This window comes from Algoriphagus lutimaris, assembly GCF_017051705.1.
Taxonomy (GTDB): Bacteria; Bacteroidota; Bacteroidia; order Cytophagales; family Cyclobacteriaceae; genus Algoriphagus; species Algoriphagus lutimaris.
The window spans coordinates 1,173,913-1,185,053 of sequence record NZ_JAFIDJ010000002.1 but is presented as its reverse complement, the minus strand read 5'-3'; the positions used below and the strand labels follow the sequence as shown (position 1 = coordinate 1,185,053).

The window sequence follows — 11,141 nt, the reverse complement described above, 5'->3', positions numbered from 1 at the left end:
AGTGGAAATTCAATCACTGGAACTCTTACCAATCCCACAAACACTCCTCAGACTGCTACCTATACGGTAACTCCAACTTCTGGAGGATGCCAAGGGCCTGACTTTACTTTGACTGTTACTGTAAATCCCGGGCCTAATATCTCCGATATCACAGAGAATGTTTGTAGTGAAGAAAACTTTAACATTACTCCCATCAATGGAACCAATGGTATTGTCCCAGCTGGAACTACTTATATATGGGGAGCTCCTACAGTAACTGGTGGTCTTACTGGTGGTACTGCAGGAAGCGGAAACTCTATTACTGGCACATTAACAAACCCAACAAATTCCACACAGACGGCTACTTACGAGGTAACTCCTAGTTCAGGAACTTGCTCCGATGAAACTTTCACGGTTACTGTGACAGTAAGTCCAAAAGCCGATGTTACAGACATGACCGAAACTGTTTGTAGCGGGGATTTATTCACAGTAACACCTACAGATGGTATTGATGGCATTATTCCAGCCGGCACTACTTATTCATGGGATGCCCCTGTGATTTCTGCTGGTTTGACAGGTGGTGTTTCAGGTAGTGGAAACAACATTTCAGGAACCTTAACAAATACTACCAGCTCTTCTCAAACAGCTACTTATACCGTTACACCAACCTCCAATGGATGTGTGGGGCCCGATTTTACGGTGACCGTAACTGTTGATCCTATCGCAACCATCGATGACCTAACTTTGGACATTTGTACCGGAGACTCTTTTTCTCTTACCCCAACTGATGGAGTAGACGGAATCGTGCCTGCTGGAACCACTTATGATTGGGTACTGAGCTCTGTAACAGGTGGATTAACTGGTGGCTCAGACGATAGTGGAAATTCAATCACTGGAACTCTTACCAATCCCACAAACACTCCTCAGACTGCTACCTATACGGTAACTCCAACTTCTGGAGGATGCCAAGGGCCTGACTTTACTTTGACTGTTACTGTAAATCCAATTACTGCCATTACCGTTCAGCCGGATACTACAGGAGATGTGGAATGCTTTGGAGATGGTTTTGATATTCCACTCACAATTAATGCCGTTGGAGGAGACCTAACCTACCAATGGTATGCAAAACCAGATAATTCTGATATTGCCGCTAATCCTGGAACAATAGTTCCAGGTGCGACATCCAGTTCTTTTACCCCTCCATCTACACCAGAAGGAATTAACTACTACTATGTTGTTGTTACAGGTTTTTGTGGAACCGTTGTGTCTGAACTCTCGGGTGAATATCGAGTAAATCCACCGATCACAGTTATTGATATTAATCCATCTACTGCCGAAGAAACAACTTGTCAAGGAGGCTCTTTTCCCGATCTAAATATTTTGGCTTCAGGAGAGGGGGATGTTAGTTACCAATGGTATAGTAATACTGCTCCATCCAACTCAGGAGGAACTTTAATTCCAGGCGCAACAGATCCCAACTTTACTCCTTCTTCCTCTGCTGTTGGAACATTGTATTATTATGCAACAGCCTCAAGTAACTGCGGTACTGTACCGACATCAGTTTCGGGTGCATTTATAGTGACCCCATTGACAGAAATCACTGATGAAGATCTAAATGCACAGACAGTTTGTGATGGATCCAACTTAAACCCATTATCTATAACTGCAACTGGTACAGGCACCTTAAGTTATCAATGGTATCAAAATGATCAAAACTCCACAACCACTGGAAATATTACTGCAATAGGTACAAATTCTGAAACATTTACTCCTCCAGCGGTATTAGGAACATATTATTACTTTGTGGTTGTCCAAAGTGATTGTGGTCCAGATGATATATCTTCTGTTTCAGGACCAATAACAGTGAATCCCATTCCAACCGTAACAAATACGAACTTAGAACAAACTATTTGCTATGGTGAAAATATTTCAGAAGTTATTTTGACTTCAGCCGTATCAGGAACCACATTCTCTTGGACTGCCACTGCTTCAGCTGGAATAACTGGCCATTCTACAAGTGGAGCCGGAAATATCCCTATCCAAACATTATCAAATTCTGAGCAAACACAAGGCTCAGTTGTATTTACAATCACTCCATCTGCAAATGGATGTGTGGGCCCTGCAATAAACTATACTGTATATGTAGACCCACTTCCTGAAGTTTCAAATACCTCATTAACTCAAACCATCTGTTCTGGAGATAACACCACTCAAGTGGACCTTAATTCTACTGTAGCTGGAACAACTTTTTCTTGGACAGCTTCTGCAACAAACGGAATATCTGGATTTGCGGCTAGTGGAACTGGTCCAATTCCAGTTCAAACAATTTCGAACTCTGGAGATAGCCCTGGCACAGTGACCTATGAAATTACTCCAACTGCCAATAGTTGTAATGGACCTATTGCTACATACACGGTACAGGTTAATCCAATCCCCACAGTTACCAATACCAATACGGATCAAACCATTTGTTCTGGAGGTACCAGTACACAAGTTGATTTTACATCTTCAGTTAATGGGACAACTTTTGATTGGATAGTTACTTCATCTAGCGGAGTTTCTGGGTTTGCACCAAGTGGTACAGGGGCTCTATTACCCCAAACAATTAGCACAACTGGACCTACTCAGGGATTTGTTACTTTTGAAATTACACCAATTTCAAATGGATGTTCTGGGCCTCCTTTGGACTATACCATTTATGTAAATCCCACTCCTACAGTAACCAACACAATACTTGAACAAACGATTTGTTCAGGCGAAAATACTTCTCAGGTTGACTTAACCTCTGACGTTTTAAACACCACATTTTCTTGGACCGCTTCTGGTTCTTCTGATGTTAGTGGGTTTGCAACAAGTGGAACGGGACCTATTCCAGTAGAGACAATTATTAATTCTGGAAGTTCCCAAGGTACAGTAACCTATACCATAACTCCTCTTGCAAATGGATGTTCAGGTCCGTTTGCTACGTATATTGTCAAAGTTGATCCTTTACCGGTTCCTACATTTACAAGTTCCCCTGGAATAGAAATTTGTGCTGAAATAGAAGAAGTAACTTACACTACCCAATCTGGTCAAGCAAATTACACTTGGAGTATTCCTGGAGTTGCAGGAACTGATTACACAATTACCGCGGGTGGAATAAGCTCCTCTGATCATACAGTGAGTATAATTTGGCTTTCTGACGGATCAAAAACAGTAGAGGTAAGTTACTCAAATGGTAGTACCGGATGTAGTGCAGCTTCTCCTGCCTCCTCTACCACAGACGTGGAAGCCTTGGCAACAGTAGGACCTACTTCTAATTCTTTCCCATCTGTTTGTATCAGCTCGCCAATTCTCCAAACTTTTACTCAACCTACGACTGGAGTTACTTCAATAGGTACTCCAACAGGTTTACCATTAGGAGTTTCAGCTAACTTTGACGCCTCAACCGGATTAATTGAATTTTCAGGCGATGTTACTGGAGCTGTACCTGGTTTATATTCTTATTCCATTCCATTAAATGGAAACTGTATAAGCGGATTAGAAGCAACAGGAACAATTGATGTCACGCCAACCTATCAATTGACTTCTATTTCAGCTGTTTCTGCAACTACTACAGGTGGTCAAGCAAGGATTATAATAAATGGAAACCCAACTACACTTCCAAATGGTCAATATATAGTTACTTATGAGCTCGATGATGGAACTCCACCTCCTACCGAAGAAACTTCGGCTCCATTTTCTGTAACAGACGGAAGAGGAGTATTTCCAACCATCCCATTGACAAATCTTGACGTAGATGTTTATACAATCACAGTCAAGTCCATTCAAAAAGTTACTGACGTATGTGATATCCCCTTGACTCAAAATAATGTTGCTTATTTCAGTGTCTGTGGGGCAACATTTGATCAAGATGGGACTTTTTATGTGCCTGCAGGAATTTATGAAATCACTATACAAGCTACTGGGGGAGGAACTTCTGGCCAAACGGATTTAGTTACAATTCCAGTAACTCCAGGGGAAGTCTTAGGTATTTTTATTGGTGAGGGAGGGGGTACAGGTGCGGAAAGAGACACCTATATAACGAGAGATTCCTCTGACCCAGATCCTTTATCAACAAGTCTAATTTATGTTACTGGTGGAGGAGGTCCTGGTACTAATGGAGAAGTGATAATTTCATATTCTTGTCCTGATCCAAATGATAATGATTGTTTTGAGATCATAGATGATGGTGCAAAGTCAGGAGAAACTGTTATTAGGTTCAATTGTAATGATAGTTGGGAAATACCTGAAGGTTTGGTTGAGTTTTCAATTTTTGCCGTTGGAGGTGGCGGAGGTGGTGGAATGGGGCCTACTGCCGGTGGAGGCGGTGGCGGTGGTATTAACTCAACCACAGTCACAAGTACAGACCCATATGGCATATCTTCAGGCAACTCAATAAATATCCAAGTAGGACAAGGTGGAAATGGAGCATCCACAGTCAATGTAAAAGGAGGAAATGGAGGAAGCACTACAGTAACTTCATCTATTTCGGATCCAAATGGTCCAATTTCAATAAGCCTTACTGCCCTTGGTGGCGGGGGAGGAGGATCTTTTAATAATTTGAATGGAGCTGATGGGGCATCCGGAGGAGGTGGTGCATACAGTGATCAAGCCCTAGATACTCCAGGTATTGGTGGAGCCGGTATACCTGGGCAAGGAAATAGTGGAGGTAATGGCGGTAGAGGCCAGCAATCAAACCATGCCCGGGGAGGCGGTGGAGGTGGCGGAGCTGGCCTATCAGGTGGTCCCGGAGGTGGAGCTGGTGTAGGTCAGTCTAAAGCTGGAGATGGAGGAGAAGGCAGCTCTTTTGTATTGGGTGGAGTTACTCAAGGTTATGGTGCCGGTGGAGGAGGAATTGGATTTAATTTTAATGGAGAACCAAATACTCCAGGTCTTGGTGGTGAGGTAAATGGTGTAATTCTCGGTGGAACAGCTGCAGATAATGGACCAGGTAGCGATGGAACTATTTTTACTGGTTCAGGTGGTGGCGCAGGCACTTTGGGAGGAGGAAATGGAGGATCAGGAGTAGTCTATATTACTTATCTCAACTTCAAAATCCTCCAAGTTGAGTACCTCTATTTTGAAGCGAAGTTTGATGAAGTCAATCGTAATGGCCAATTATCTTGGGCAACCTCTAAGGAATGGGCAAATGCCAGATTCGAAATAGAAAGATCCATAGGAAACGCCGACAATTGGGAAAAAATAGGAGAAGTAGCAGGTCAAGGATATAAGGATAGCCAAACTGATTATACCTTTACAGATACTCAACTCCCAGCTTATGGAGGAAATATTTTCTATCGATTGAAGCAAGTGGATTTTGAAGACACGTTTACTTATAGTGTCACTAGAGCTATTCAGGTTCCAAGTTTGAAAGGTGAGTCCAATTGGATCATTTATCCTAACCCTAGTGAACTTAGATCGAACGTTACAGTTGGTTTAATCAATCCGTCCAATTACCAAGATGAACCAATCATCGTTAGGATTTCAGATGTAAGAGGAATTAATGTTAGTTATTCTGCTAATTCTGTCGAAGAGGTAAACCAGGCTGTAAATTCCTATTTGGAAACAGCCATCTCTGGAATGCATATCGTCCAACTTATTTGGGGAGATCAAAGTGAACAACTCAAATTAATAAGGAAATAATCCCTTTAAAAAATCCCCCTTTGATCTACTTGATCAAAGGGGGATTTTTTTGACTCGAACGCAGATTTTACTCTTCTTCTTCCCTTCGCTTTGGCTCCTTTGCCTGCCCCAAACCTAGACTTCCTTTTAGTCCACTAAATGTGGCTCTCCACCATCCTCCAAAAATGAATTTGGATTTATCCCGCTCATTATAAATTGTGGCCGTCACTCGTTTATTGAAAAATTTTCGAGGATTAGAATTCTTGGTTATCGTGTTTGCAATAAAGGTCATTAAGTTGAGCTTCCCTGTGCCACGCTCCAAGGTCAAACTATCCAAAAATTCAACCTTCAAATCCTCATAATGAAAATTCATCTTCCCTCTTGCCACATCGTCATTTACCTTAAAATTCCATTTCCCATCTGTGACTCTACCATATAATACCCTGACAAATACTCCTCTTGTAAGCATATTATTTAAAGTCGTCAAATCTAATTCTCCCAATGAGATATCTACTTCCATTGGATAGGGATCTTCATAAAATAATGTTGCATCTAACTGAACATCCCCTTGCCCCATCAATTTGCTGGTAACATGTAATTTCGTATTCTTAACCGGATAATCCTGCTCACTCCTCCTTAAAATAAAAGGGGCCAATTTTGCATCAACTTGATTAAAAGAAATCATCCCAGGTAGCATGGACTTGGGGCCAAACTCTTCATACCTAATTAGACCACCGTTCACTTTCACTGAATCAACCTCCAAATCAATGGGTGAATTTCTCATCAAAGCTTGCGGCATAGGTTTGTAGACACCTTCCTTTAAGGGCAAACGCTTATCTCTAAACACATCTAAGCTCAAGCTATCCAAAATTAAACCTTGGGCTTTTAATTTGCTATTCAGAAAATACTCGTTAAAATCAATATTCAATAAGGTGACCTTCTTTACTTCTGCATCGATCGCATCAGATTGGAAACCTTGTTGGTTTAAATAATTATACCTCCCAATAGTCGGCCCCATTTTGATATCCTCCACTATTAGATCATCATCCAGCAAACTAAGCTTTCCGATGTCAATTCTATTGAGACTATCGGAACTATAATACACGTAGTTTGTCAACGATAAACTATGGTCTTTTTCTAGTAGAAACTGTGGATTTATCTTTTGATCCTTTCCTATCAAATTAAAGTTCAGTTCCGCTAATTCTACATTTACTCCATCAAAAGCCAAGTGTTCAATGGGACCTATTTCCTTGTTGTATAGCGTAAATTTGCCATTTTGAACAAGAATATCCTGCAAAAGAACTGTTTGAATTAACCCCTCTTTATTTTTTGGTTTAGCAGGTTTAGGCTTTACTACTTTTTCTGCAGAATCCAAGTAAATGTCAATTACTGGATTTACCAATGATAGTTTAGTCATGTCAAAAATCCCGGTCTCCTGGATTTCTTTTAAGGTATTATTTTGAAGAGATAGACGTTCAATTCTTGCAGAAACAATGGGGGATCCAGGACCAATCGTTGTACTCTTTGGAATTACTTGAAAATTGGAAAAAATAGTTGCATCTACTGAATTATCCACGTTGACACTAGAAAACTGGATCGTATGAATACTATCTGGTAGCGCAAAAGAAAAATCCTGAAGTGATAAGTTTATTTCGGAAAAAAGGCCAGATAAATCTTCTTTGGTATTCGCTGTAGAATCAAAATTGAATCCAAGAATACCTAGATCAAAATTTGTTTGAATGGACTGAGCTTCATTGGTTCCAGAACGAAAATTGATTCCCAATGTGGAATTTACTGCTTCAATTGAATCGATTTTAATCAATTCAATCGATTTTGGTAGAGATTTTTTCTGCTCATTTTCCTCTTTCTCTTGCTGTTCATAATCTTTATCAATTTCAATATTGATTCTCCCTCCCATCACCTTTAATTTATTCAGATCAAGAACATTTTCAAAAAGGAATGATTCAATATCCACCCCATTGAATGTCACTTGAGGCAAGTCTAAAGAAAGAGCAAGCTTATTTTCCAAGTCCGGACCGGGGACCAGCTTTAAACTATCAATAATGATTGATTGGTCAATTGAGTTGAAACTTAAATTATTGGTGGTGGCTCGATAATTTCCTCCGGCAAGATCAAAAGCATAATTTTTTAACCTAAGATCGATTTCTTCAGAGAAAAAAGTTCTATCGCCTTCTCTTTCATATCCAGTATTATCCACATAAAATCCTTTCAGTTTTAAGGATAAATTGTCCTCCTGAAAAGCAATATCCTTAGGACCAGAGAAATTCTCATATTTTATTATTCCTTCTGAAAAGCTCAGAGAATCAATTTCTATTACATTAAAATATGAAGTGAGTAAGTTCTTGATTTCAACGCTGGACTCTAAAGAGGCTGATGAATTTGAGCTCCGCTTTTTTCTAAACCTGGACATGAACAGTTCAGGTTCAGGAATCAAAATTTGTTGAATTATTAACTTTTCCTCCTCGAATGCAGCTCTCATATTAAAACCTTCAGCCCTAAACTCAGGAATTCGAATATCAAGAATCACGCTTTTGCCATAGTCGTCCAATACTTGCTGGACTTGATTCGGGTTTTCAGGACTAATACTTAAGCCATTGATAGACAAAAGAGAGTCTTTTGAATCAATGGTCACATGATCAGCTTTAAACTCATGAAGATTATCCCGAAGTTTTAAACGATATTTCTCCAAACTAAGGACCACATCTTTTGCAAATAGGAATTCACTGATTGATTTGGTAGAATTAGGTTGAAAAAACACCTCATCTAATTCTAGACTAAACCTTTCAAACCCAATATCATTAGTTCTTTCTCCAGCTTCATTTTTAAATTGAACCTCCCCATCATTTAAATCAAGCTTTCCTATTTTCACATCAGTAAGGTACCCTTCCAATAAATCCTTTATAGTAACGTTTTGGGAGGGTTGGTTTTTCTTTTTCCGAAGTTCTACGAATTCCACTTGAGGAGAATTGAGCATCAATTCATCCATTTCAAACTTCCTTTCATTATATAATAATTTCAGGTTTGCTTTGGTCAAGGCTACTTTAGGCAGAAAAATTCGTATGATTTGGTCTGGGTCTTTTTCCTGAAGAGCCCCTTCCCTTGGCTGAAAACTGACATTATCAATCTCTATTTCATCCTTGAATGAAGAAACACTAATTTTTTCACCCCTGATCAAATGAACTTCATCTGACAAATACAAGCTTGCATCTCTGATTTCCATGGATGCATCTTCTCCATAAAAAAATTGGTTTTGCTTTTTTGATTCATCATTTCCTAAATAGAATTCAATCATTTTAAAGTCCAAACCTTCAATGTCAATTCTATTTTTTAAGGTGTCAATCGCATTGGAGGTAACGAACTTGCCATCATTGATAGAAAGCTCCTTTACATAAATTGATTCTAATACCCCATCAATCAGCTCATTCAAATCACCCGTAGAAGTACTGTCTTTATCTGCTTTAAATACCCTCTCTACTTTAAAAAGAGGATCCTCCATGACAATTTCGTCTATTAAAAGTCTTGAGGTCATGAACGCTTGATTTAAATCTACATTTCCTATCCGCAACGCATTCAGTTTTGCAGAGTAGTAGGCCTTGCTTTCCTTATTTTTATCCCCAGACAATTCAAAATTCCGAAGGTCAACCTGATTGGTCAAAGAACTGATAAAGACCTTATCTGCAGTAATCTTATGAACATCATCAGGTAAAGGAAATAGTACATTTTCTAAATCAAATTCAAACCCCCTTGCATTAAAAGGAGTTTCCCACTCCTCTTGTGTAGTCAAATTAATGTCCCTGACAAGTAATTTGGTATTGTTTGCTTCTAAGGAACTTTGACTTAAAAAATTTAGAAAAAACAAATCAGCATGGTTGATTTCCAATGTTCGGACTACCAACGCATTCAATTTCATATTTTCAATACTCTTTTTCACTTCCTCCTCCAGTTCATTGACTGGAGATTCTTTATCAATTTTTGCAGAATCCACTTGTTGCAAATTTCCAGACCTATCCTCTGGTAAATCCATACTAATATTAGGATTGTCAAACTCCAATTTGCCTATGTAAAATATATTTTCTGAAAAACTATACCAGAGCCCTTTAAATGCCAATTCATCCAGTGTAAAAGCAAATAATGTCTGCCCTGGTTTGGCAACTACACCCTCAACAGGCTTCATAATTATTCCATCCAAAAAAACGCCCCTTCGAATAAGAGAAAAATTAATTCGGTTGAATTCAATCTGATAAACATCATCAGTTGATTCGTTAATTTTGTTTCTTGCCCAATTAGACAGCAACAAATTAGAACCGAAATAGAAAATAAATTCTAAAAATAGTAGTCCTAAAAAAGCAATCATTACCCATTTCAGTAATTTTTTCCTAAATGGATGAGCTGATTTAGTATGATGTACTTTTTCTGACATTAAAGGTAATTTTGACCTAAAATAGCCATTATGAATGATATTTTACCATGTATTCTTTTTCGCTGAAACGAAAAAAGCAACACAATGTGTTGCTTTTATTGCTGTAGGAGAAGGATTCGAACCTCCACGAGGCAGTTAGGCAATAGTCCGGTTGAATTACGCTTTATTCTGGATTCCCCACCCCCGAGACAGGAGGGCTTGTCTGCCAATTTCAACATCCTACAATAAATTAATAGGTATTAATAGGTTTGAGAACAGATAGGTATATCGGCTGTATGTATTAGGACCCAAGCTGGTATGAAGCAAAAGTGAAAAAATATCCAATCATGCTTAATGAGACTTTTGGGTTTTTGTTGTTCAATTCTTTTAATTGACTGCCCAAAATTAGAAATACCATTGGTTTATTAAAATTTTGATAATATTTTATTTTATTTTTTACATTAATTTAATTTTTATGTCATTTTTATTACCATATCAAAAATTTTTAAGTTTTTTTCGAATGAAATTTTATGAATTTGACAATGTTCTCCGAGTGGTTCAATCCCCAATTCATTCTATTGTATAAACATCTAATTACAAAAGATAATCTATGCCAAAAAAAGTATAGACATAAAAAAAACCATGAAACAAAATTTCATGGTTTTAGTCAATTAACAATAAACCCAAAATAACCTGCTGTAGGAGAAGGATTCGAACCTCCACGGAGTAGTTAGGCAAATTTACGAGCTCGCTAAATGCTTTATCCCATGACCTCCACCCCCGAGACAGGAGGGCTTGTCTGCCAATTTCAACATCCTACAGTATGTGTCGCTAGAGATCTTTTATCTCTGTTGATGAATCAAATATAGGCACATTCAACTTATTTTTGCAAATTATATAAAAAATAAAGCAAATTTTTACAGTATTTTTAATAATGTGAATTAAAAAATATAATTTCGTAAATTAATTAGGCGAATCAAGGTATAATTTTAACGATTTTTCAATCTTTATCAGTGGAATTATCATTTTTAGTTAAAAACGCTGATTTTTTTGTCGTTTTAGCAATATTTTAAAGCATTTTTTGAATTTTAAATCAGTT

General features: G+C 38.4%; 2 protein-coding genes. One reads left to right on the top strand and one right to left on the bottom strand.

What is annotated here, in order from left to right; all coding sequences use genetic code 11:
- Window positions 1–5,643, top strand: a 5,643-nt coding sequence (locus tag JYB62_RS20005) for a beta strand repeat-containing protein (protein WP_205646351.1), incomplete at its 5' end; no start/stop codon positions are given.
- A gap of 67 nt (window positions 5,644–5,710) precedes the next feature.
- Here the strand turns inward: JYB62_RS20005 and JYB62_RS15680 are convergent.
- The gene (locus JYB62_RS15680) at window positions 5,711–10,063 is read right to left on the bottom strand and encodes a hypothetical protein (protein WP_205646350.1); all 4,353 of its coding nucleotides are present in this window, start codon (window positions 10,061–10,063) and stop codon (window positions 5,711–5,713) included.
- Window positions 10,064–11,141: the final 1,078 nt, after the last annotated feature.

Bases quoted from the DNA above. Each gene is read 5' to 3' on its own strand.
- JYB62_RS15680 (WP_205646350.1), bottom strand. From the start codon at position 10,063: ATGTCAGAAAAAGTACATCATACTAAATCAGCTCATCCATTTAGGAAA.